A 22,744-nucleotide genomic window follows, 5' to 3' on the forward strand; every position below is an offset into this window, starting at 1 on the left:
TGGGAGCGGGCTTGCTCGCGAAAACGGAGTGTCAGTTGATACATCTTTAACTGATCCACCGCATTCGCGAGCAAGCCCGCTCCCACATTTGGATTGGGTAGGTCGCTGAAATAACACCGTGCAAAAAAACGCCCCGAACCAGTCGGGGCGTTTTTTATTCAGCGTTTACCGATCAGGCCTGATCGGCCAACCGCCACGTTGTCCCGCCCTTGCCGTCTTCCAACACCACACCCATCGCGGTCAGTTGGTCACGGATACGGTCGGATTCCGCCCAGTCTTTATTAGCTCGGGCAGCCAAACGCGCCTGAATCAACGCGTCCACTTCAGCCGCATCCACACGCCCTTCGGCGCCGGCTTGCAGGAAGTCGTCGGCTTCCATCTGCAGAACACCCAGCACGCTGGCCAGCTCTTTCAGGCGCGCAGCAAGCCCTGCCGCCGCGTCGAGATCAGTCTCGCGCAGGCGGTTGATCTCCCGCACCATCTCAAACAACACCGCGCAGGCTTCCGGCGTGCCGAAGTCGTCGTTCATGACTTCGGTAAACCGTGCCACGAATGCTTCACCGCCGGCAGGCGCCACGGCTGGCAGGCCTTTCAACGCGTGGTAGAAACGCTCCAGGGCGCCTTTGGCGTCCTTGAGGTTGTCTTCCGAATAGTTGATGGCGCTGCGGTAGTGACTGGACACCAGCAAATAACGCACAACCTCAGGAGGGTACTTTTCCAGCACGTCGCGAATGGTGAAGAAGTTGTTCAAGGACTTGGACATCTTCTCGCCATTGATGCGGATCATGCCGCAGTGCATCCAGGCGTTGGCGTAGGTCTTGCCGGTAGCCGCTTCGCTTTGGGCGATTTCGTTTTCGTGGTGCGGGAACTCGAGGTCGCTGCCGCCGCCATGAATGTCGAAGGTCTCGCCCAGGCAGCAGGTGGACATCACCGAGCATTCGATGTGCCAGCCCGGACGCCCGGCGCCCCATGGCGACTCCCAGCTCGGCTCGCCGGGCTTGGTGCCTTTCCACAGCACGAAGTCGAGCGGGTCTTGCTTGGCTTCGTCGACTTCGATGCGCGCGCCGATGCGCAGGTCTTCGATTTTCTTGCGCGACAGCTTGCCGTAGCCCATGAACTTGGCGACGCGGTAGTACACGTCGCCATTGCCCGGGGCGTAGGCGTAACCCTTGTCGATCAGGGTCTGGATCATCGCGTGCATGCCGGGGATGTGGTCCGTGGCGCGCGGTTCCATGTCCGGCTTGAGGATGTTGAGGCGCGCCTCGTCCTCATGCATGGCAGCGATCATGCGCTCGGTCAGCGCGTCGAACGACTCGCCGTTTTCGTTGGCGCGGTTGATGATCTTGTCGTCGATGTCCGTGATGTTGCGCACATACGTCAAGTCATAGCCGCTGAAACGCAACCAGCGCGTCACCAGGTCGAAGGCAACCATGCTGCGGCCGTGGCCGATGTGGCAGTAGTCGTACACGGTCATGCCGCACACGTACATGCGCACCTTGTTGCCATCCAGCGGCTTGAAGACTTCTTTGGTTTTGCTGAGTGTGTTGTAGATCGTTAGCACGACGTATCCCTTAAGACTTGATCACTGGCCCCACGAATCACGCAAGGTCACGGTACGGTTGAATACCGGAGCACCGGGTTTCGAGTCCTTGATATCCGCGCAGAAGTAACCTTCGCGCTCGAACTGGAAACGGTCTTCCGGCTGTGCGTCGCCAAGCGATGGCTCGGCACGACAACCTGTAAGCACTTGCAGCGAGTCAGGGTTGATGTTGTCGAGGAAACTCGCGCTGTCTTCGGCCTTCTCAGGGTTGGCCGAACGGAACAGGCGATCGTACAGGCGCACTTCGCATTCGATGCTCGCAGCGGCCGGCACCCAGTGCACGACGCCTTTGACCTTGCGGCCTTCCGGGTTCTTGCCCAGGGTTTCCGGGTCGTAGGAGCAACGCAGTTCGACGATGTTGCCATCGGCGTCCTTGATGGCTTCGTCGGCACGGATCACGTAGCTGCCGCGCAGGCGCACTTCGCCGTTCGGCTCCAGGCGCTTGTAGCCTTTTGGCGGCTCTTCCATGAAGTCATCACGGTCGATGTAGATTTCGCGAGCGAACGGCAGCTTGCGCACGCCCAGCTCTTCTTTCTGCGGATGACGCGGCAGCTCGAGGTGGTCGACCTTGTCTTCCGGGTAGTTGGTGATCACGACTTTCAACGGACGCAGCACGCACATGGCGCGCGGCGCGTTCGCGTCCAGATCCTGACGGATGCTGAACTCAAGCATGCCGTAATCGACCACACCGTCAGAACGGTTGGTGCCGACCATGTCGCAGAAATTGCGGATCGACGCCGGGGTGTAGCCACGACGACGGAAACCCGAAAGGGTCGACATGCGCGGGTCGTCCCAGCCATGCACGTGCTTTTCATCGACCAGTTGCTTGAGCTTGCGCTTGCTGGTGATGGTGTAGTTCAGGTTCAGGCGGCTGAATTCGTACTGACGCGGGTGCGCCGGTACCGGCAGGCTGTCGAGGAACCATTCGTACAGTGGACGGTGGCTTTCGAACTCCAGGGTGCAAATGGAGTGGGTGATGCCTTCGATGGCGTCCGACTGGCCGTGGGTGAAGTCGTAGTTCGGGTAGATGCACCACTTGTCACCGGTCTGGTGATGGTGGGCATGGCGAATGCGGTACATGATCGGGTCGCGCAGGTTCATGTTCGGCGAGGCCATGTCGATCTTGGCGCGCAGCACGCGGGCGCCGTCCGGGAACTCACCGGCGCGCATGCGGTTGAACCAGTCCAGGTTCTCTTCCACCGAACGGTCGCGGAACGGGCTGTTCTTGCCAGGCTCGGTCAGGCTGCCACGGTATTCCTTGGCTTGCTCGGGGGTCAGGTCGTCAACGTAGGCCTTGCCAGCCTTGATCAACTCGACGGCCCAGTCGAACAACTGGTCGAAATACTTGGATGCATAGCGCACTTCACCGGACCATTCGAAGCCCAGCCACTTGATGTCGCTTTCGATGGCGTCGATGTATTCCTGGTCTTCCTTGGCCGGGTTGGTGTCGTCGAAACGCAGGTGCGTGACGCCACCGAACTCCTGGGCCAGGCCGAAGTTCACACAAATCGACTTGGCGTGACCGATGTGCAGGTAGCCGTTGGGCTCTGGCGGGAAACGGGTGACGATCTGCGTATGCTTGCCCGAATCCAGGTCCGCCTGGATGATCGGGCGCAGGAAATTGACCGGGACGGCAGGTCCGGCCTTGGAATTCGAGGTAGGGTCGACAGTGGGCTTGCTCATAGGATCCTTGAACAGACAGGTTCGTGGCCAGGTGGGGCCAGATAAAACAAAGGGCTCATAATAGCCGAAGCAGTCAAGACACTGACAGGCTGGGACCAAAAACTGCTGTTTAATTCCTCTTTTAATGACCGGGGCGATAAAAAACCACCTCGAAATTCCCGCCGGGCACGCTAAACTGCGCGCCTTGGCCCTCGTTTAGCCAGACAGGTAAGACGCCCCGGCGTCCAAACCCACGAATTCCCTGAAAAGAGTAGTGAACATGACTCAAGTCAAACTGACCACCAACCACGGTGACATCGTCATCGAGCTGAACGCCGAGAAAGCGCCGATCACCGTCGCCAACTTCATCGAATACGTTAAAGCCGGCCACTACGAAAACACCGTTTTCCACCGTGTCATCGGCAACTTCATGGTCCAGGGCGGCGGTTTCGAGCCCGGCATGAAAGAAAAGAAAGACAAGCGCCCAAGCATCCAGAACGAAGCAGACAACGGCCTCTCCAACGACAAGTACACCGTCGCCATGGCCCGTACCATGGAGCCACATTCGGCCTCCGCGCAGTTCTTCATCAACGTGGCCGACAACGCCTTCCTGAATCACAGCGGCAAGAACGTGCAGGGTTGGGGTTACGCGGTATTCGGTAAAGTGACCGAAGGCCAGGACGTCGTCGACAAGATCAAAGGCGTGCAAACCACCGGTAAAGCCGGTCACCAGGATGTTCCGGTAGAAGACGTAATCGTCGAGAAAGCCGAGATCGTTGGGTGATATTGCTGATTTCAGATTTGCATCTGGAAGAGGAGCGCCCGGACATCACCCGGGCGTTTCTGGATTTGCTCCACGGCCGCGCCCGTGGCGCCCAGGCGTTGTACATTCTGGGGGACTTCTTTGAAGCCTGGATTGGCGACGATGGGATGACTCCGTTCCAGCGCTCGATTTGCGAGGCTCTGCGTGAGCTGAGCGACAGTGGCACCCCGATTTTTATCATGCATGGCAACCGGGACTTCCTGATCGGCAAGGCATTCTGCAAAGCGGCAGGCGCCACCTTGCTCAAGGACCCCAGTGTCGTGCAGTTCTATGGCGAGCCTGTGCTGTTGATGCACGGCGACAGCCTCTGCACCCGCGACGTCGGCTATATGAAGCTGCGGCGCATCCTGCGTAATCCGATTGTGCTGTTTATCCTGCGCCACCTGCCCTTGCGTACCCGGCACAAGCTGGCCCGCAAGCTGCGCAGCGAGAGCAGCGCCCAGGTACGCATGAAAGCCAACGACATTGTCGATGTGACGCCCGAGGAAGTGCCGCGGGTGATGCAGCAGTTCGGCGTGCGCACCCTGGTCCACGGCCATACGCACCGCCCGGCCATTCATAAGTTGCAGATTGGTGACCAGGCGGCCAAGCGCATCGTGCTGGGGGATTGGGACAAGCAGGGCTGGGCCTTGCAGGTGGATGAGCAAGGGTTTCAGTTGGCGGCGTTTGACTTCGTCAATCCGCAACTGGCGTTGCCCGGCGCATAACTCAAGCACAACCCCAATCAAATGTGGGAGCTGGCTTGCCTGCGATGCAGACAACTCGGTACATCAGATACTCCGAGGTGATGCTATCGCAGGCAAGCCAGCTCCCACATTGATTGAGTACACCCGTTAGTGGCCGGAAGCCTCCGGCCCTGCCTTCGCCGCAAACGGCGGTTTCGCCAGCCACACAATCACGATCAAGCCCATGAACATCCACCCCAGCAACGTGAAGTAATCCACGGTGGACATCATGTACGCCTGGCTGGTGAGGATCTGGTCCAACTGCGCATAGGCCTTATGCCCTGCCCCGCCAAGCGCCTGCAGCGCATCGCGGGTCGCCGAGTCATAGGTGGTCATGTTCTCGCTCATGTACGCATGGTGCTGATCCGCGCGGCGAATCCAGATCCAGGTGGTCAGCGATGCCGCAAAACTGCCGCCCAGGGTTCGCAGGAACGTCGCAAGGCCGGCGCCATCGGCGATTTGTGCCGGCGGCAAATCGGACATCAAGATGCTCAAGGTCGGCATAAAGAACAGTGCCACACCAATACCCATGAACAGTTGCACCAGGGCGATGTGCTGGAAGTCCACCTCATTGGTGAAGCCCGCCCGCATGAAGCAGCTCAAGCCAATCGCCAGAAATGCCAGGCCGGCCAGCAAGCGCAGGTCGAACTTGTGCGCGTATTTGCCCACAAACGGCGACATCAGTACCGGCAGAATCCCGATCGGCGCCACCGCCAGGCCAGCCCAGGTGGCGGTGTAGCCCATTTGGGTTTGCAGCCATTGGGGCAGGATCAGGTTGATCCCGAAGAACCCGGCATACCCCAGCACCAACACAATGGTGCCGATGCGGAAGTTGCGGTAGGCAAACAGCCGCAGGTTGACCACCGGGTGTTTGTCGGTGAGTTCCCAGATGACGAACACCGCCAGGGCGACGGCCGAGATCGCCGCACCGATGATGATGAAGTTGGACTCGAACCAGTCCAGGTCGTTGCCCTTGTCGAGGATGATCTGCAAGGCGCCGACACCGACGATCAAGCTCAGCAACCCGACGTAATCCATCGGCTGGTAGCTGGTCACCACCGGACGCTTCTTCAGTTGCGAACGCACCACCATCACCGCAAAGATGCCGATGGGCACGTTGATAAAGAAAATCCAGGGCCAGCTGTAGCTGTCAGTGATCCAGCCGCCGAGGATCGGCCCGGCAATCGGCGCCACCACCGTGACCATCGCCAATAACGCCAGGGCCATGCCGCGCCTGGCTGGCGGGTAGACCGCAATCAGCAAGGTTTGGGTCATCGGGTACAACGGCCCCGCGACCAGGCCTTGCAGCACCCGAAAACCAATCAGCTCGGGCATCGAAGTGGAAATACCACAGAGGAACGACGCCAGCACAAAGAGGATGGTCGCCCACAAAAACAGCTTCACCTCGCCAAAGCGCCGGCTCAGCCAGCCGGTGAGCGGCAAGGCAATCGCGTTGCTCACCGCAAACGAAGTGATCACCCAGGTGCCCTGCTCCGAGCTCACACCCAGGTTGCCGGAGATGGTCGGCAACGCCACGTTGGCGATGGTGGTGTCGAGCACCTGCATAAAGGTCGCCAGCGACAGGCCAATAGTGGCCATCAACAGGCTGGGTGGCGTGAAGGAGGCGTTATTGCTCATCAGCGTTGCACAGCCTTGGGTGCGGCGAGGCTGTTGTCATGGATCAGTTGGCTGATCATGGCGTCGGCTTCGGCCAGTTGGCGGTCATACACGTTGGTGGTGAACGAGGCCTTTTGCGGCGCCTGTTGCGCCAGTACCGGGCCGCTCGTATCGTGCAGGTCCACATTGACCACGGTGCTCAGGCCCACCCGCAGCGGGTGCTGGGCCAGCTCATCGGCGTTGATATGGATACGCACGGGCACCCGCTGCACGATCTTGATCCAGTTACCGGTGGCGTTTTGCGCCGGCAGCAGGGCGAACGCGCTGCCGGTACCGGCGCCCAGGCTATCCACGGTGCCGCTGAACTTCACGTCACTGCCGTAGATGTCGGACTCGATGTCCACCGGCTGCCCAATACGCATATCGCGCAGTTGGGTTTCCTTGAAGTTGGCGTCGATCCACAGTTGGTTCAGCGGGATCACCGCCATCAACGCAGTCCCCGGCTGCACGCGCTGGCCCAGTTGCACGGTGCGCTTGGCAACGTAGCCGGTGACGGGGGCGATCAAGGTGCTGCGAGCGTTGGTCAGGTAAGCCTGACGCAACTGCGCGGCGGCGGCCTGCACGTCCGGGTGGGACGAAATCACCGTGTCATCCACCAGCGCGCTGCTGGTCTTGAACTGTTGCTGCACGTTGGCCAGGGCATTTTGCGCCGAGGTCAGGTCGTCACGCGCATGGGACAGTTCTTCCTGGGAAATCGCGCCGCCGGCAGCCAGATTCTTACGGCGATTGTAGTTGTCCTGAGCCTTTTGCACGTTGGCCTGCTGGGCCAGCACTTGGGCTTTCATGCCGTCGACATTGCTGTAGAGACCACGCACCTGACGCACGGTGCGCGCCAGGTTGGCCTGCGCACTTTGCAGGCCGACAGCGGCGTCATTCGGGTCAAAATTGATCAGCACCTGGCCCTCGTGGACCAGGTCGCCATCGTCGGCGCCGATGCTGACTACCGTGCCGGTGACCAGCGGGGTGATTTCCACCACGTTGCCGTTCACGTAGGCGTCGTCGGTGCTTTCGTTGAAGCGACCGTAGAACTCATACCAACCCCACACGCCCAGCACGCCGAGGATGACGATCAGCGCCAGGCCGATCAGCATGATTTTGCGTTTGCGTGGGTTGTTATCCGGTTTTTCAGTGACGTTGTTGCTGTCGGCAGTGGCCATGACAAATACCTCAAATTATTCCGTGCGTGTGGCTGGGGTGGTCGCGGCCACGTTATCGGCGTTGAACCCGCCACCCAGGGCCTGCATCAATTGAATCGACAGATCGATCTGCGCAGCATTCAGGGTCGCCAGCTGACGCTGGGCCTGCAGCAATTGCTGCTCGATGCTGAGCACATCCAGGTAATTACCGATGCCTGAGCTGTAACGCTGCACCCCGGTGTCGTAAGACTGCTGGGCAATGTCCGCGGCATGTTGCTGTGCCTGGATCTGCCGCCCGGTTTCGCGCAACTGCATCAGGGTGTTACCGATATCGCCCAAGGCTTGCACCAGGGTTTTGTTGTACTGAGCCACCGCCAGGTCGTAATCGGCGTCGCGGGCATCCAGGTCGGCACGCAAGCGGCCACCGTCAAAGATCGGCAACGAGATCGTCGGCGCAATGCTGAAGAAACGACTGGCTGAGCCAAACATCGCATCCCCCAGCAACGACTCGGCCCCGGCGCTCGCGCTCAGGTTGAGGTTGGGATAGAAACGGGTTTTGCTCGCGGCCACGTTCTTGCTCGCCGCCTCCACCCGCCAGCGCGCGGCGATCAGGTCCGGGCGACGGCCGAGCAGTTCGGCCGGCAAGACTGAAGGCACGGCAACGACGCTGGGTTTCAACACGTTCGGGCGCACCAGCTCACTGCCACGGTCCGGGCCTTTGCCGAGCAATACGGCGAGGGCAATCTTGGCGCTTTGCAGTTGTTTTTCCGCATCGATCAATTGCGACTGGGAGCTGGCTTCCAGGCTTTCGGTCTGTTGGTACTGGTACTGGCTGTCGATGCCGGAGCTGAGGCGGCGCTTGCTCAAGTCGAGCATCTGGCGGGTACGCTTGAGGTCGTCATTGGCCAGGTCACGCACGATATGGGCCTGGCCCAGGTCGCTGTAGGCCTTGGCCACGTTGGCGGCCAAGGTCAGGCGTGCGGCTTGTTGATCGACTTCGGCGGCACGCGCCTGGCCCAAGGCGGCTTCCCAGGCGGCGCGCTGGCCACCCCAGAGGTCGAAGTTGTAATTGAAACTGGCGCCAATATTACGCACGGTGGCGTAGGCATCGCCCTCGCCGCGCGGGTCCTGGTCCTTGGCCAGGCGCGAACGGCTCACGCCAGCGCTGGCATCCAGGGTCGGCATGCGTGCCGCGTCGGCGGCATAGGCAGCGGCTTGCGCCTGGTGGGCACGGGCGCTGGCGACCTGCATGTCGGGGCTGTTTTGCAGGGCTTCATGGATCAAGCCGTCGAGCTGTGGGTCGCCCAGGCTTTTCCACCAATCGGCACTCGGCCATGCGGCAGTGGACAGGGTCACGCCGCTGAGGGATTTGCCGGTTTGCAACGTGTTGGCGTCGAGGCGTTGGCCTTGGGTGTCGAGGCCGCTGAAGTTGGCGCAACCGGCCATGCTCATCGCCACCAGCACCAGGCTAAGTGCACGTGTGTTCATTTATTACCTACCCGCTGGATGACGATGGCGTCACCGGCAGCTACCAGAATTTTTGTGAGGATGGCTTCCAGGGTCTGCAACTCACCGGGCTCGAGGGCACCGGCCAGTTCGTTCATTGACTGGGCGCCGATGTGCGGGAGCATGTCGGCCAGGCGCTGGCCGTCTTCGGTGAGCACCAGCTGCACCTGGCGCCGGTCCTGTTCGGAACGCTTGCGCGCCAGCAGGCCCTTTTGCTCCAGACGATCGAGCATGCGGGTCATGGAACCGCTGTCCAGCGACAAGTTGCGGCACAGCTCGGCCGGGGTGTCCACATCAAACTGGGCAATGATGATCAACACCTTGAACTGCGCGGCCGTCACGCCGTGAGGTTCCATGTGGGTGTCGATAATGCGGTCCTTGAGCAGCGCCGCGCGGCCCAGCAACAAGCCGAGGTGGCAGTTGCGAAAGCTGTCAGGGGTGAAGTGGGTCATCGAAAGTCACCTTATTACTGCCTAGGCAGTGAATGTATGACAAGATGTTACTGCTTAGGCAGCGAATGTCAAATGGAATTATTAGCTTGCTTGCTAATTTCACGACAGGTGGGCTGCAATGCAAACAAATGTAGGAGCTGGCTTGCCTGGGATGGCGGTGTGTCAGTCAATAAATCATCGACTGATGTACCGCTATCGCAGGCAATCCAGCTCCCACATTGTTTACCCGGTACGGGGCTTAGAAATCCCGTTTGTAGAAGATATCCAACGAGCTGGCCACGCCACTGGCCACTTCCAGGTAGACCTTCTTGCTCAACAAGTAGCGCAAGGCAATGGTGCTGGCCGGCTCGAACACGCCTACCCCGTAACGCAGGCTGAGTTTTTCGGTGATCTTGCCGCTGGCCACCACGGCGGTGGTGTTGCCACTGCCCTGGGTATCGAGGTCGAAGTCCTGGATACCCAACTTGTTGGCAATATCCGAGGTCACCCCGGCGCTGCCCATCAAGCCCAGGCCCAAGGCCGCTTCGGCGAGCATGTTGTTGTCCTCACCGGTGTTGTTACGCGAACGCCCCAGCACCAAGTACGACAATGCATCCTCCTGGGGCATGGCCGGCTCGGAGAAAATCTGCGTGGTCGGCTGTTCAGCGCTGCCGCTCAGGCGAATCCCGGCCGTGACTGTTCTGGAAGGTTCGGTGACGACACGCACGGCTTCGATATCCAGGAACGGTTGATCCAGCGGCCCGGCGAACAACAGTCGCGCACGGCGCACGTTGAGCCTTTGGCCATAGGCGCGGTAGCGGCCGTCGTTGAGCCACAGCTCGCCACGGGTGTCCATGTTGTCGCCGATATGCACATGGCCCTGCACTTTGGCAGTCAGGCCAAAGCCCGCGAAGTTAAGCTGGTCTTCGCCCACCTCCACATCGATATCCATGGCCATCGCCATTGGCGGCTTGCCCTCCTCGGTCTGGCTGCCGACGATCAGCGTGTCATCCGAGACCTTGACCGTCGACGGCGGCAATTCACGCACGGTGATGTCGCCCCGCGGGATGTGCACCTTGCCGGCAATCGCCAACTTGTCGTTTTTGAGGCTGATCTTCAGATCGGGCGCCACTTCCAGCGTGGCATAAGGCTCTACCGTAACCGGCAGTTGCGAGCCTTGCAGACTGAGGTCCACCACCAGGGCCTGGCCCCAGTCGACCTGCCCCTTGAGGCTACCCTGCCCGGCTTTGCCACTGTGCCAGGCGCCGTTCAACTGCACGCTTTCGCCGGCAATCAACGCCTGTACGTTCAAGCCTTCAAGGCTGATCGGTAGTTCAGGCCCGGCGATCTCCCCGCCGACGAGGTTCACGCTGCCATTGACCTGCGGCGCCAGCAAACCACCGGAGATGCGGCCGTTGCCGTTGAGCTTGCCGCTGAGTTTTTCCACCATCGGCACAAACGGCCGCGCCACTGCGAGGTCCAGCCCGTTGAGGCTGAAGTTACCGGTAATCGGCTTGTTCTTCGGCAGCGGATTGATCTGCGCCTGCAACAGTAATTCACCGAGCTTGCCGCCGCGGAAGTTGAGCTGAGTGTCGATGCGCTTGGGGTTGAGGGTGGTTTCCAGCTTCAAGGTGTCGTAGGGGAAATCCAGCCACTGGTCCTTGTCTTTCACGCGCAACGTGCCGCCGCTGGCGTCTACCGACACCACGCCTTTAGGCCCGCTGGCGGGCAGGTCGAGCTGCACATCGGCGTTGAGCTTGCCCTGCCAGGCGAAATCTTTAGGCAAGAAGGCCGCCAGGCTGTCGATGGGGAATTGCTTGAGGTGGTAACGCAGTTTCGGCTCAGGCATCAGCCGCTGATCTTCGCCGCACAAGCTGGCAGGGCCAGACACCCAGCAATGCGCCGCAAAGGTCAGCTTGCCGTCGGCCAGGCGCTCGATCTTCGCCGGGGCCTGCAGTTTCCAGTCCTGGCCACCGGCCTGCACCTCGCCGCTGGCCAGGCGCCCGCGCCAGTTGCCTTTGTCGAGATTGCCGTCCAACGCCAGGGCCAGCTTGAGCAGCGGCCCCGCCAGATCCAGCTGGACCTTCTGGCTCTTGATATCGCCTTGGGCACTGGCGGTCAGGGTGCCAACCTGGGTATCGCCGGTTTGGATGCCCGTGCCCTTGAGGTCGATCTTCGCGCGCTGGGCGTTGTCGAGCGTCGCGTCGAGGTTGAGGTTTTGCAGGTGATTGTCGGCGAAGGCCAGTTGCTGACCTTTAAGGTCGAGCTTGCCTTGGGGTGCCTTCAGCGTCCCGGCCACATCGACCCGCCCATTGATTTGCCCACGTAACTGCGGCCACAACTGGGCCAGGCGCGCCAGTTTGATATCGATCTGACCGGCCAGGCGTTGTTGCAGGCTGCCGCTGCCATTGATGCGGTTGTCGCCCAGGCGGATATCCAGGTTGGCGAGGGTCCATTGCTCACCCGCGCCTTCGGCCTTGGCCGCCAGCACAGCGGTTTGGCCGCGCAAACGGCCCTTGAGGTCGAGGTCGGCGTTCAGCTTGAGTTGTTCATTTTTGAACTCGCCTTTGCTGCGCAGCGGGCCGGCCAAGGTGCCGGGTAATTCCGCCACCCAGTACGCCGGGTTCAGCGCCGACAGGTCCAGCGCCGTGTCCCAGGCAATGCCATCGGCAAATTGCAAGTTCAGATGGCCTTCGGCTTTGCCTTGGCCTGCGGTCAATTTCAACTCGGGCAGGAAGACCTGCTTGAGGTCGCCACTGAACGGCGTCACCACATTGAATTTACCGGCCGGGCCGTCGAGGTCGGCCTTGAGGTTGCCGAGGTAGTTGCCGTCCTTATAGGCGATCTCGCCATTGAAGGTGCGTAACGCAACCTGCGGTTCATCAATCAAGGGGTAGAGGCGGTGCCAGGGGAAATCCAGCCAGTCGATCTTGGCGTCGGCACTGAAGCCTTGCTGCCAATCCAGATTGGCGCTGAGTTTGAGGCTTTGCTTGTCCCCGGCACTCAAGTCCAGGCCAGCGATCTGCGCGCCCTTGGCGTCGACTTTGCCTTGCAACAGCAAGTCCACCGGACCTTTGTCCGCCGGCAGCACGGCTTTGCCCAACAGTTGGTAGCCGTTGCTCAGGTCGCCCTTGGCGGTGAGGTCCAGTTGATTGAGTTGCAGGGTGTCAGGCAACTCGGCGCTGGGCTTGAAGCCATCGGCGGTGATGTGCAACTGCGCGGGCAGGTTCTCCGCCAGCGGTTGCAGCTCGCCACTGAGTTTGGCGGGCAAGTAGCCACTGCTGTCGGCATCGAGCTTGAGGGTCTTGAGCAGGTCGCCGTCCACCTTGAGGGCCACCTTCCACGGCGCGCCGCCGGGGGCGTAAGGCAGGCTCAGGTTGCCGGTGGCATTCAGCGGCCAATTGCCGGTGGGTTGCAACAGACCGGCGAGGTCCAGCACCAGGTCGTCGCGCTGCACGTGCACTGAGTCGATCTGCATACCGGCAGCCGTCCAGTGCGCGGCCAATTGCAGGCCTTTGAGCTCTTCGCTGCCGTTAAACAGCAGGCTGCCGACGCGAACGTCGCCCAACTGGATCGCTACCGGCAGTTTCAGCTCCGGCAATTGGATCGGCCCGCTGCTACTTTCTTCTGCGCTGGGTGGAAACTGCAGGCTGACCTGCTCCACGTCCAGCTGATTAATGCACAAGGTCATGCGCAGCAGGCACGCCGGCGACCAGTCAAACTTCGGTGCGTTGAGCTCGACCCGGCTGGCGTCCTGCTGCCACAGCAGATGATCGGCACTCCATTGGCCACCCAAGTGGCCCTGGAAATTCTCCACCGTCAAACCCGGCACTTGGTTCAGGACCCAGCGGCTGCCCGCCTGGGTGCCGAGCACGGTCCACAGCGCCAACAACGCTAAGACGAGGACAGCCACGATGGCCAGCCCTGCTATTTTCAAACCACGCATCACAGCTCAGGCCCCATGGAAAAGTGCAAACGAATACCGCCCGGGTCTTCCAGGGCATGGGCCAGGTCAAGGCGAATCGGGCCGACGGGCGAGACCCAACGTATGCCCACGCCAACACCGGTTTTCAGGCTTGGCATTTCCAGGGTATTGAAGGAGTTGCCCTGGTCGATAAAGGTCGCGATCCGCCATTTTTCGGCGATTGAATATTGATACTCAGCGCTCAACGCCACCATGTAGCGGCCGCCAATACGGTCACCACGGTCATTTTCCGGCGACAGCGTCTGGTACTCATAGCCCCGCACGCTCTGGTCACCACCGGCAAAAAAGCGCAACGAAGGGGGCACGGACTGGTAGCCATTGGTGGCGCTGCCGCCGAACTGCGCACGGCCCAGGAAACGGTGGTTATCCCACACGGTCGTCAGGCCTTTGATCGTGGCAGTGCCGTAAAGCAGGTTGGTGTCGGAGCCGAGGCCTTCCTTGGCAACCTTGGCGTCGAACATCAGGCGATAGCCATTGTGCGGGTCGATGCGGTTGTCGCTGCGCAGGTAGGAATAATTGATCCCCGGCATCACCAGATTACTCAGGCCCGAGTCATTGCCCAGGCGGTATTCCTCGCGCTGGTATTTGAGCGAGATCACACGGGTCCAGCCGCTGGGCAGTTTGCTGTGCCATTCCGGGCCAAGGGTGAGCAATTTACTCAGGGTGTCAGTGTTGGCCAGTTCTTCATTCTGGTAGCCACCGGCGAAGCGCAATTTGTCGGTCAACGGTGGGTCCAGCGGAATGTCGTACCACAGCCCGACGTTCTGCCGCGGCGCCGACAGTTCGGCTTCCCAACCATAGCTGTGGCCCTGAGGGTTGACCCAGTGGCGGGTCCAGTTGGCCTTGCCACGCGGGCCGACGTCGGTGGAGTAACCGAGGCCCAGGCCCATAGTGCGTGGCTTGCGGGTTTCCAGTTGCACGGCCACCGGGATCACGTCATTGGCCGAGCCGGCGGGTGTGGCGTCCACGCGCACGCCTTCGAAGAAACCGCTCGATTGCAGGTTCTGATTGAGTTCAGCGATCAATTCGGAGTCGTAAGGCGTGCCGCTTTTGAACGGCACCATGCGTTGCAACAGGTCTTCATCAAACGGCGTATCGCCGGTAAAGCTGACGTTACCCATGGTGTAGCGCGGGCCACTGTCGTACACGAGTTCGATATCGGCGACACCGGCTTTCGGGTCAACGATGAGTTTCTGGCTGGTAAAGCGCCCGCTGAAAAAGCCGTAGCGCGAGGCCTGGTTCTGGATCAGACGCTTGGCGTCTTCATAGTGGCCGTGGTTGAGCACGGCACCGGAGGTGAGGTCGCTGCCTTCGGGCACGCGAAAAGCCTTGAGGCTCGCGGCCTGGCCGTCGACCCGAATGGTCACGTTGCGCAAATGCACCGGTTCGCCGGGGTCGATGGTGAGGACCAGGCGCGGGTTTTTACCGCCCTTTACATCACTGCTGATCAGAGGCTGATAGAAGCCCAGAGCCTGGGCCGCTTTGCGGGCCTGCTCTTCGGCGCCACGGCTGAACCGCAGCAAGGCTTCTTCATCGCGATCGCCTACCCCGCCGATATAGCCTTCGATGTTGGCTTTCAACGCGTCGTTTGAAGGCTTGATTCGCACGTCCAATTCGCTTTGCGCCAATGCGCCGCAGCTTGTGAACAGCAGAATCAAGCCGCTGGTAAATCTTCCTGGGAGCTTCATACGCGCGGATGCTACACGACCTTGGGAGGCTCTTTGAACCCGGAATTATCTGAATAATTCTGTATTAAGCCGTTGCAGCATGTAACGACTGCGGATTGGGGTGGAAAAAAACGTGTTCCAGAATCGGGCCTATCGCCACTTCACCAATTTCCTCATAGCCCTGGCGCTTGTAAAAATCCAGATAGCGCGAATCGCCAGTGTCGAGCACGACGCCTGAAGAGTGCGGGTCATCGGCACACCAGTTGTGCACGGCTTCCAGCAACTGTTCGCCGTAATGTTTGCCCTGAAATTGCGGGTGAATGCCCAACAGCGGCAGCACATGCACCGACTCGCTGGGCAGGCACGCCAGCACTGCGTAATGGTATTCCAAGTAACGCCGAGTACCGCGCACCCCGGTGCTCAACCACATCCGCAATTGCCAGGCCCAGCTCTCGGTGATGCCCAGGCGCCGCTGCGGTGGCGCGATCAGCGCGATGCCGATCAGCCGGTCGTTGACGAACAGCCCGATGGCGGGAAGTTTCTGAAAGAAGTGCTGCTTGACCAGTTCGCGCACGGTGGCCCGTACCCGCTGTTCATAACCCGAACGCTCGGCCTCGAAGATATAGGCGAAGGTCGGCTCATGCCGATAAGCCTGGTACAACAAGGAACGCGCCTCGCGGGAATAGCCGCTGTTGAGCAGGCGAATGTCGGCGATGGCAGTCGAAGTGTCAGGCATGCAGTTAATCTCCCTGGGCGCCATTCAAAAGATGGCGTTCTTATGGGTACGAACCTACGCAGCACCAGTCGTTCCCAGACATTAGCAGTGCATCCGCCCTACCGCCACGCTGGCCCCCGTCCGACTTGTCGGCTAGCATCGCCTTTTTGCCAGACTGGACTGCCGACCATGAAAATCGTCTCCTTCAATATCAACGGGCTGCGCGCCCGCCCTCATCAGCTGGCGGCGCTGATTGAAAAGCATCAACCCGACGTGATTGGCCTGCAGGAAACCAAGGTCCACGATGACCAGTTCCCGCTGGCCGAAGTGCAGGCACTGGGCTACCACGTGTACTACCACGGCCAAAAAGGCCACTACGGTGTGGCCTTGCTCTCGCGCAAAGAAGCATTGAGCGTGCACAAAGGGTTTGCCAGTGATGAAGAAGACGCCCAGCGCCGCTTTATCTGGGGCACCTTCGCCGATGAGAACGGCAACCCCGTGACTGTCATGAACGGCTACTTCCCCCAGGGCGAAAGCCGCGACCACCCCACCAAGTTCCCGGCCAAGCAGCGCTTCTACGCAGACTTGCAGCACCTGCTGGAAAGCCAGTTCAGCAATGACCAGGCGCTGGTGGTGATGGGCGACGTGAACATTTCCCCGGAAGATTGCGACATCGGCATCGGCGCCGACAATGCCAAGCGTTGGCTGAAAACCGGCAAGTGCAGCTTCCTGCCGGAAGAACGCGAGTGGATGGCGCGCTTGAAGAACTGGGGCCTGGTCGACAGTTTCCGTCACTTGAACCCGGACGTGACCGACCGCTTCAGCTGGTTCGACTACCGCAGCCGTGGTTTCGAGGACGAGCCCAAGCGTGGGCTGCGCATTGACGTGATCATGGCGTCCAACGGCTTGCTGTCACGGGTCAAGGATGCCGGTGTGGACTACGATTTGCGTGGTCTGGAAAAGCCATCGGACCATGCGCCGATCTGGCTCGAACTGAGCTGACACCATTACTCAGTGCGGGAGTTGGCGTGCCAGCTCCCACGCGTTGATCAGCGGCGTACCCGTCATATTTATGCAACCTGCCTGACTTAATCTGGCGGCACTCCCTTTGGCTTAAGAAGGTGCCGGCATGATGCTGCGCGTTCTGCTCCTGTTGCTCCTGCCCCTCTACGCTGTCGCCACTCCCCTGCCCGTTCCCGATCAAGGCCCCGCATTGCGTATCCAGGGCTCCAATACCATTGGCGCGGCCTTGGGGCCCGCGCTGGTCAAGGGTTTGATGGAGCACCAGGGCTTGCAGACGGTACACAGCGAGCCCGGCGATGGCGCCAACGAACGACGAGTGATCGGCACGACACGTCAGGGCAAGACCGTGACTATCGAGGTGGCCGCCCACGGTTCCAGCACCGGGTTTAGCGCGCTCAAAAACGCCAGCGCCGACCTCGCGGCGTCGTCCCGGCCGATCAAGGACAGCGAACTGGTTGACCTGGAACCCCAGGGAGACCTGAAAAGCCCCGAGGCCGAGCAAGTGATCGCCATTGACGGCCTGGCAATCATCCTGAATCCGCAAAACCCGTTGAATACCTTGAACACCGACCAACTGGCGCAGATCTTCAACGGCGAGGTCAGCACCTGGGAGGCGCTGGGCGGCACCGGCGGTGCCATTCATTTATATGCCCGGGATGATCAATCCGGCACCTACGACACCTTTAAGGAACTGGTGCTACGCCTGCGCGGTAAGCCTCTCGCAACGTCCGCCAAGCGCTTCGAGTCCAGTGAAGCGTTGTCCGACGCGGTGAGCCATGACCCACAAGGCATCGGGTTCATCGGCCTGCCTTATGTGCGCCAGGCCAAAGCCGTGGCGATTGTCGACGGTGACTCACAACCCATGCAGCCGCTGACCAGCCTGATTGCCACCGAGGATTACCCGCTGTCACGCCGCTTGTATTTCTACTGGCCGCCATCAAGCCATAACCCTTGGGCCAAGGCATTGGTGGACTTTACCCAGAGCAGCAAAGGCCAGGCGATTGTGGCTGCCAACGGTTTTATCGCGCAGCAAGTACAGGCAATTGGCGTGGAGCCGCGCAACTCAATGCCCGAGGACTATCAGGCCATCGCCCGTGATGCCCAGCGCTTGACGGTGAATTTTCGTTTCGAGGAAGGCAGTGCCAGCCTGGACAACAAGGCTCGCCAGGATTTGCAGCGGGTGGTGGCTTATATCCGCAGCCACGGCAAGCTCGACAGGCACGTGACACTGGTGGGGTTTGGTGATGCCAAGAATGACCCGCAGCGTGCGGCGCTCTTGTCAAAATTGCGGGCGATGGCGGTGCGCCGGGAATTGGTCAAAAGCGGCGTGGTGCTGCGCGATATTCGCGGGTTCGGCGCGCAGATGCCGGTGGCGGCGAATACGGCGGATGAGGGCCGGATCAAGAATCGGCGGGTGGAGGTTTGGGTGTACTGAACCTTGAGTTTTATGGTGTAAACACTGGCCTCTGCGCGGGCAAGCCCGGTCCCACATTCGACCTCATTCTCATGTTGGAAATCGGTCAATTGTGGGAGCTGGCTTGCCCGCGATAGGGGCGACGCGGTGTTACTGCCCGCTGCGCATCAGCTCTTTAGGCACATACTTGCCGATCTCGAACTTGCCGATCGCCGCGCGGTGTACTTCATCCGGGCCGTCGGCCAGGCGCAAGGTGCGTTGCATGGCGTACATGTAGGCCAGCGGGAAGTCGTTGGACACCCCGGCACCTCCGTGGATCTGGATCGCGCGGTCGATCACCTTCAACGCCACGTTCGGCGCCACGACCTTAATCTGGGCGATTTCGCTTTTCGCCACTTTGTTACCGACGGTATCCATCATGTAGGCCGCCTTCAAGGTCAGCAGGCGCGCCATGTCGATTTCCATCCGCGAGTCGGCGATCTTGTCGATATTGCCGCCCAAGCGTGCCAATGGCTTGCCGAACGCGGTACGGCTGACGGCGCGTTTGCACATCAGCTCCAGCGCACGCTCGGCCATGCCGACGGAGCGCATGCAGTGGTGGATACGGCCTGGGCCAAGGCGACCCTGGGCAATTTCAAAGCCGCGGCCTTCACCGAGCAGTACGTTTTCATACGGTACGCGCACGTTGTCGAACAGCACTTCAGCGTGGCCGTGAGGGGCGTCGTCGTAACCGAATACCGGCAGCGGGCGCACGATCTTCACGCCGGGGGTGTCCACCGGCACCAGGATCATCGAGTGCTGCTGGTGACGCGGTGCATCCGGGTTGCTCAGGCCCATGAAGATCAGGATCTTGCAGCGCGGGTCGCAGGCGCCGGAGGTCCACCACTTCTTGCCGTTGATCACCCACTCATCGCCCTGGCGTTCGGCGCGGGCGGCCATGTTGGTGGCGTCTGAGGAGGCCACGTCCGGCTCGGTCATGGCAAAGGCCGAGCGGATCTCGCCGCGCAGCAGCGGTTCGAGCCAGCGTTGTTTCTGTTCTGCGTTGGCGTAGCGCACCAGCACTTCCATGTTGCCGGTGTCGGGGGCGGAGCAGTTGAACGGCTCCGGTCCCAGCAAGGAGCGGCCCATGATCTCGGCCAACGGCGCGTATTCGAGGTTGGTCAGGCCGGCGCCCAGCTCGGATTCCGGCAGGAACAGGTTCCACAGGCCTTCGGCTTTTGCCTTGGCTTTCAGCTCCTCCATGATGGCGGTGGGCTGCCAGCGGTCACCTTCGCTGACCTGGCGTTCAAACACCGTCTCGGCCGGGTAAACGTAAGCGTCCATGAACGCGGTGACGCGTTCACGCAGTTCCTGAACCTTGGGCGAATAGGCGAAATCCATGAGCAGCTCCCTTCTCTGAGAGGTTGTTTAGGTCATGCAATCGATGCTAGAACAGGGTTGATAATTTACCTAGCCTATTCTCGGCGTGTATTAACATTCATCACCGATATATGATCGGCGCATGGGCACTTAACAAATCGCCACCTAACAATAAGAGCGCAACGACATGAATCTGAGCAAGGTCGACCTCAACCTCTTTATCGTCTTCGACGCGATCTACACCGAAGCCAACCTGACTCGCGCCGGGCAAATTGTCGGCATCACCCAGCCGGCGGTGTCCAACGCACTGGCGCGCCTGCGCGAGACGTTCAACGACCCGCTGTTCGTGCGCACCGCCCAAGGCATGGTGCCTACGCCGATGGCGCAGAACATCATCGGCCCGGTGCGCAACGCGTTGTCGCTGCTGCGGGTGTCGGTGCAGGAAAGCCGGATTTTCAACCCGCAACAGGCGGCCAAGACCTATCGCATCAGCATGACCGACCTTACCGAGGCGGTGATTCTGCCGTTGCTGTTCCAGCGCCTGCGCCGCCTGGCGCCGACCGTGGTGATCGAGAGTTTCCTGTCCAAACGCCGCGAAACCACCAAGGAGCTGGCCGCCGGGCGCCTGGACTTTGCCGTGGACGCGCCGCTTAACACTGACCCGCAAGTGCGCCATGTGAAGCTGATGGAAGACCGCTACGTGTGCGCCATGCGCAAGGGCCACCCGATGGCGGGCAAGGACAAATTCACCCTGGACGACTACCTGTCACTGACCCATATCCATATCTCCAGCCGCCGCAACGGCTTGGGCCATGTCGACCTGGCGTTGGGCAAAATGGGCATCCAGCGCAAGATCGCCCTGCGCTCCCAGCATTACCTGATGGCTTCGCAAGTGTTGCAGCAGACCGACATGGTCATGACCGTGCCCGAACGCTTCGCCCGCCGCCACGAACTGCACTGGTTCAACTTGCCGGTCAACGACGTGCCGCCGGTGGAAACCCACCTGTACTGGCACGAAAGCACCGACCAGGACCCGGCCAACCGCTGGATGCGTGAGCAGATGATCGAGTTGTGCCAACAGGTGACGGCGCATGAGAAGAAGCTCGATGGCAAGCAAGCTTGAGCCTCGCAGGGGGCTTGCTTGCGCTGGGCTGCACGGCAGCCCTTGACGTTTACGTCAACGTGCCATTAGCTTAGCGCCAAGACCTTCTTGAGCGCCCCCATGAGCACGACCTACAGCATTTCCGACCTCGCCCGCGAGCTCGACATTACTACCCGCGCCATTCGTTTCTATGAAGAACAAGGCCTGCTGGCCCCTGAACGTCGGGGCCAGGAGCGCATCTACTCGGCGCGGGACAAGGTCAGCCTCAAGCTGATCCTGCGTGGCAAACGCATCGGCTTCTCCCTGGCCGAATGCCGCGAGCTGATCGAACTCTACGACCCTACCAGCGGCAACCACATCCAGCTCAACAGCATGCTGGCCAAGATCGCCGAGCGCCGCGAGCAGCTTGAGCAACAGTTGCTGGATATCGAACAGATGAAACTGGAACTGGACACCGCCGAAGAGCGTTGCACCCAGGCCCTGGCGCAGACCATGAGCCAGGTTGGCCAATAACCAGAAGGTAGCTGCCATGTCCCTCCCCTCACACGTACGCCTGGTGGAAGTCGGCCCGCGCGACGGATTACAGAACGAAGCCCAGCCCATCAGCGTGGCCGACAAGGTCCAGTTGGTGGATGCCCTGACCGGCGCAGGCTTGCGCTATATCGAGGTTGGCAGTTTTGTGTCGCCCAAATGGGTGCCGCAGATGGCCGGCTCGGCCGAGGTGTTTGCGCAGATTCAGCGCAAGCCCGGCGTGACCTACGGCGCACTCGCACCGAACCTGCGCGGGTTTGAAGATGCGCTGGCTGCAGGCGTGAAGGAAGTGGCGGTGTTCGCGGCAGCGTCCGAGGCGTTTTCCCAGCGCAATATCAACTGCTCGATCAGCGAAAGCCTGGAGCGCTTTGCGCCAATCATGGCGGCGGCCAAGCAGCACGGCATCAGCGTGCGCGGCTATGTGTCGTGTGTGTTGGGTTGCCCTTACGAAGGTGACATCGCCCCGGAACAGGTCGCGGCGGTCGCGCGCGAGTTGTATGCCATGGGCTGCTATGAGGTTTCCCTGGGCGACACCATCGGCACCGGCACGGCGGGCGCCACGCGGCAGCTGTTTGAAGTGGTCGGTGCGCAGGTGCCACGGGACAAGCTGGCCGGGCACTTTCATGACACCTACGGCCAGGCGATTGCGAATATCTACGCCAGCCTGCTCGAAGGTGTGAGTGTGTTCGACAGCTCTATCGCAGGCCTTGGCGGCTGCCCTTACGCCAAAGGCGCTAGCGGTAACGTCGCCACCGAGGATGTGGTGTACCTGCTCAATGGCCTGGGTATCGACACCGGAGTCGACTTGCAGGCGCTGATTCGCGCGGGCCTGCAGATCAGTCAGGTGCTGGGGCGCCCAACCGGTTCGCGTGTGGCAAAGGCCCGAACAGCCGGTTGAGTAGCTTAGCCGTGACAATGTGTTACCGCACCGCTACATAGCGAGTAACACGGGAACATATTTTGTCTTATTTGCCGTAGTTCATTTCCCACGAAAAAATCAAACCATTGATTTTAAAGGACTTTTAAAAGTTGGCACGGCTTCTGCTATCTCTATTGCATAACAAGAATAAAAAGCGCCAAACCTAATAAAAATAAGACGAAACGACTCTGACATAACAAAAACAACACGGCAGAGACGCAGCTAACAGATTTTTTTGGAGAAGATGTGCTTCGCAGGGTACGGCGTGCCGAAACCCGCAACCGGTTAGAGAAAAATAAAACTACCTCAGGTAGCTACCCACTGGTTGGATCGATTACGAAGAAGCAGATCAGCGCTCAAAAAAATACGTTTGCTCTTGACCCCGGATGGGGGTCGCCAAAAACAGCGGTAAAGGGTAACGGTTGCCAAAAACAACAATAGACCGCCCCTCAATAATAAAAAAAGAGCA

General features: G+C 60.5%; 17 protein-coding genes. 7 read left to right on the top strand and 10 right to left on the bottom strand.

Annotation, left to right across the window (positions count from 1 at the left end; genetic code table 11):
* Positions 1-172 precede the first annotated feature (172 nt).
* Entirely contained in the window at positions 173-1,561 is a 1,389-nt protein-coding gene (cysS, locus tag A7J50_RS17585; RefSeq protein ID WP_064452962.1) for a cysteine--tRNA ligase, read from the bottom strand.
* 21 nt (positions 1,562-1,582) lie between these two features.
* Positions 1,583-3,283 carry a glutamine--tRNA ligase/YqeY domain fusion protein gene (locus A7J50_RS17590; RefSeq protein ID WP_064452963.1) on the bottom strand — a complete coding sequence of 567 codons (1,701 nt, stop codon included), beginning with the start codon at positions 3,281-3,283 and terminating at the stop codon, positions 1,583-1,585.
* 259 nt (positions 3,284-3,542) lie between these two features.
* On the opposite strand from A7J50_RS17590, the gene A7J50_RS17595 reads away from it, so the two are divergent.
* Together A7J50_RS17595 and lpxH are read left to right on the top strand one after the other, a co-directional pair.
* On the top strand, positions 3,543-4,046 hold the full coding sequence (locus A7J50_RS17595) for a peptidylprolyl isomerase (protein WP_043205556.1): 504 nt from the start codon (positions 3,543-3,545) through the stop codon (positions 4,044-4,046).
* Entirely contained in the window at positions 4,043-4,792 is a 750-nt protein-coding gene (gene lpxH, locus A7J50_RS17600; RefSeq protein ID WP_064452964.1) for a UDP-2,3-diacylglucosamine diphosphatase, read from the top strand. The genes A7J50_RS17595 and lpxH overlap by 4 nt, the downstream gene beginning before the upstream one ends.
* 126 nt (positions 4,793-4,918) lie before the next feature.
* Here the strand turns inward: lpxH and A7J50_RS17605 are convergent, their stop codons facing one another.
* The 7 genes from A7J50_RS17605 to A7J50_RS17635 form a co-directional block, all read right to left on the bottom strand.
* On the bottom strand, positions 4,919-6,448 hold the full coding sequence (locus A7J50_RS17605) for a DHA2 family efflux MFS transporter permease subunit (RefSeq protein ID WP_064452965.1): 1,530 nt from the start codon (positions 6,446-6,448) through the stop codon (positions 4,919-4,921).
* Complete coding sequence (locus A7J50_RS17610; RefSeq protein ID WP_064452966.1) at positions 6,448-7,644, bottom strand: efflux RND transporter periplasmic adaptor subunit; 1,197 nt, start codon at positions 7,642-7,644, stop codon at positions 6,448-6,450. The genes A7J50_RS17605 and A7J50_RS17610 overlap by 1 nt, the downstream gene beginning before the upstream one ends.
* A 15-nt stretch (positions 7,645-7,659) precedes the next feature.
* Positions 7,660-9,111, bottom strand: coding sequence for an efflux transporter outer membrane subunit (locus A7J50_RS17615; protein WP_064452967.1), 1,452 nt, complete (start codon positions 9,109-9,111; stop codon positions 7,660-7,662).
* Positions 9,108-9,581: a MarR family winged helix-turn-helix transcriptional regulator gene (locus A7J50_RS17620; RefSeq protein WP_053256909.1), complete on the bottom strand. Its 474-nt coding sequence runs from the start codon at positions 9,579-9,581 to the stop codon at positions 9,108-9,110. The genes A7J50_RS17615 and A7J50_RS17620 overlap by 4 nt, the downstream gene beginning before the upstream one ends.
* A gap of 238 nt (positions 9,582-9,819) precedes the next feature.
* The gene (locus A7J50_RS17625) at positions 9,820-13,506 is read right to left on the bottom strand and encodes a translocation/assembly module TamB domain-containing protein (RefSeq protein ID WP_082895914.1); all 3,687 of its coding nucleotides are present in this window, start codon (positions 13,504-13,506) and stop codon (positions 9,820-9,822) included.
* Positions 13,506-15,233, bottom strand: coding sequence for an autotransporter assembly complex protein TamA (locus A7J50_RS17630; protein ID WP_064452969.1), 1,728 nt, complete (start codon positions 15,231-15,233; stop codon positions 13,506-13,508). The genes A7J50_RS17625 and A7J50_RS17630 overlap by 1 nt, the downstream gene beginning before the upstream one ends.
* Positions 15,234-15,297: 64 nt before the next feature.
* Entirely contained in the window at positions 15,298-15,948 is a 651-nt protein-coding gene (locus A7J50_RS17635) for a GNAT family N-acetyltransferase (RefSeq protein ID WP_064452970.1), read from the bottom strand.
* 168 nt (positions 15,949-16,116) lie between these two features.
* On the opposite strand from A7J50_RS17635, the gene xthA reads away from it, so the two are divergent.
* Complete coding sequence (gene xthA, locus A7J50_RS17640) at positions 16,117-16,929, top strand: exodeoxyribonuclease III (RefSeq protein ID WP_064452971.1); 813 nt, start codon at positions 16,117-16,119, stop codon at positions 16,927-16,929.
* Positions 16,930-17,056: 127 nt separating this feature from the next.
* A complete protein-coding gene (locus A7J50_RS17645) occupies positions 17,057-18,385 on the top strand; it encodes a substrate-binding domain-containing protein (protein WP_064452972.1) in 1,329 nt (442 codons plus the stop codon).
* A 129-nt stretch (positions 18,386-18,514) separates the two neighbouring features.
* On the opposite strand, the gene A7J50_RS17650 is transcribed toward A7J50_RS17645, so the two are convergent.
* A complete protein-coding gene (locus tag A7J50_RS17650; RefSeq protein ID WP_064452973.1) occupies positions 18,515-19,744 on the bottom strand; it encodes an acyl-CoA dehydrogenase in 1,230 nt (409 codons plus the stop codon).
* A 166-nt stretch (positions 19,745-19,910) separates the two neighbouring features.
* Here A7J50_RS17650 and A7J50_RS17655 point away from each other — a divergent pair, with 166 nt between their 5' ends.
* From A7J50_RS17655 to A7J50_RS17665, 3 genes are all read left to right on the top strand, one after another.
* Positions 19,911-20,846, top strand: a complete 936-nt coding sequence (locus A7J50_RS17655; protein ID WP_017136514.1) for a LysR family transcriptional regulator — start codon at positions 19,911-19,913, stop codon at positions 20,844-20,846.
* Positions 20,847-20,945: 99 nt separating this feature from the next.
* Positions 20,946-21,338 carry a MerR family transcriptional regulator gene (locus A7J50_RS17660; RefSeq protein ID WP_053256917.1) on the top strand — a complete coding sequence of 131 codons (393 nt, stop codon included), beginning with the start codon at positions 20,946-20,948 and terminating at the stop codon, positions 21,336-21,338.
* A gap of 16 nt (positions 21,339-21,354) precedes the next feature.
* Complete coding sequence (locus A7J50_RS17665) at positions 21,355-22,254, top strand: hydroxymethylglutaryl-CoA lyase (protein ID WP_064454964.1); 900 nt, start codon at positions 21,355-21,357, stop codon at positions 22,252-22,254.
* Positions 22,255-22,744 lie beyond the last annotated feature (490 nt).

Source organism: Pseudomonas antarctica, from assembly GCF_001647715.1.
GTDB lineage: Bacteria > Pseudomonadota > Gammaproteobacteria > Pseudomonadales > Pseudomonadaceae > Aquipseudomonas > Aquipseudomonas antarctica_A.

Bases quoted from the DNA above. Each gene is read 5' to 3' on its own strand.
- A7J50_RS17590 (WP_064452963.1), bottom strand. From the start codon at position 3,283: ATGAGCAAGCCCACTGTCGACCCTACCTCGAATTCCAAGGCCGGACCT.
- A7J50_RS17595 (WP_043205556.1), top strand. From the start codon at position 3,543: ATGACTCAAGTCAAACTGACCACCAACCACGGTGACATCGTCATCGAG.
- A7J50_RS17605 (WP_064452965.1), bottom strand. From the start codon at position 6,448: ATGAGCAATAACGCCTCCTTCACGCCACCCAGCCTGTTGATGGCCACT.
- A7J50_RS17610 (WP_064452966.1), bottom strand. From the start codon at position 7,644: ATGGCCACTGCCGACAGCAACAACGTCACTGAAAAACCGGATAACAAC.
- A7J50_RS17615 (WP_064452967.1), bottom strand. From the start codon at position 9,111: ATGAACACACGTGCACTTAGCCTGGTGCTGGTGGCGATGAGCATGGCC.
- A7J50_RS17620 (WP_053256909.1), bottom strand. From the start codon at position 9,581: ATGACCCACTTCACCCCTGACAGCTTTCGCAACTGCCACCTCGGCTTG.
- A7J50_RS17625 (WP_082895914.1), bottom strand. From the start codon at position 13,506: ATGCGTGGTTTGAAAATAGCAGGGCTGGCCATCGTGGCTGTCCTCGTC.
- A7J50_RS17630 (WP_064452969.1), bottom strand. From the start codon at position 15,233: ATGAAGCTCCCAGGAAGATTTACCAGCGGCTTGATTCTGCTGTTCACA.
- A7J50_RS17635 (WP_064452970.1), bottom strand. From the start codon at position 15,948: ATGCCTGACACTTCGACTGCCATCGCCGACATTCGCCTGCTCAACAGC.
- xthA (WP_064452971.1), top strand. From the start codon at position 16,117: ATGAAAATCGTCTCCTTCAATATCAACGGGCTGCGCGCCCGCCCTCAT.
- A7J50_RS17645 (WP_064452972.1), top strand. From the start codon at position 17,057: ATGATGCTGCGCGTTCTGCTCCTGTTGCTCCTGCCCCTCTACGCTGTC.
- A7J50_RS17650 (WP_064452973.1), bottom strand. From the start codon at position 19,744: ATGGATTTCGCCTATTCGCCCAAGGTTCAGGAACTGCGTGAACGCGTC.
- A7J50_RS17655 (WP_017136514.1), top strand. From the start codon at position 19,911: ATGAATCTGAGCAAGGTCGACCTCAACCTCTTTATCGTCTTCGACGCG.
- A7J50_RS17660 (WP_053256917.1), top strand. From the start codon at position 20,946: ATGAGCACGACCTACAGCATTTCCGACCTCGCCCGCGAGCTCGACATT.
- A7J50_RS17665 (WP_064454964.1), top strand. From the start codon at position 21,355: ATGTCCCTCCCCTCACACGTACGCCTGGTGGAAGTCGGCCCGCGCGAC.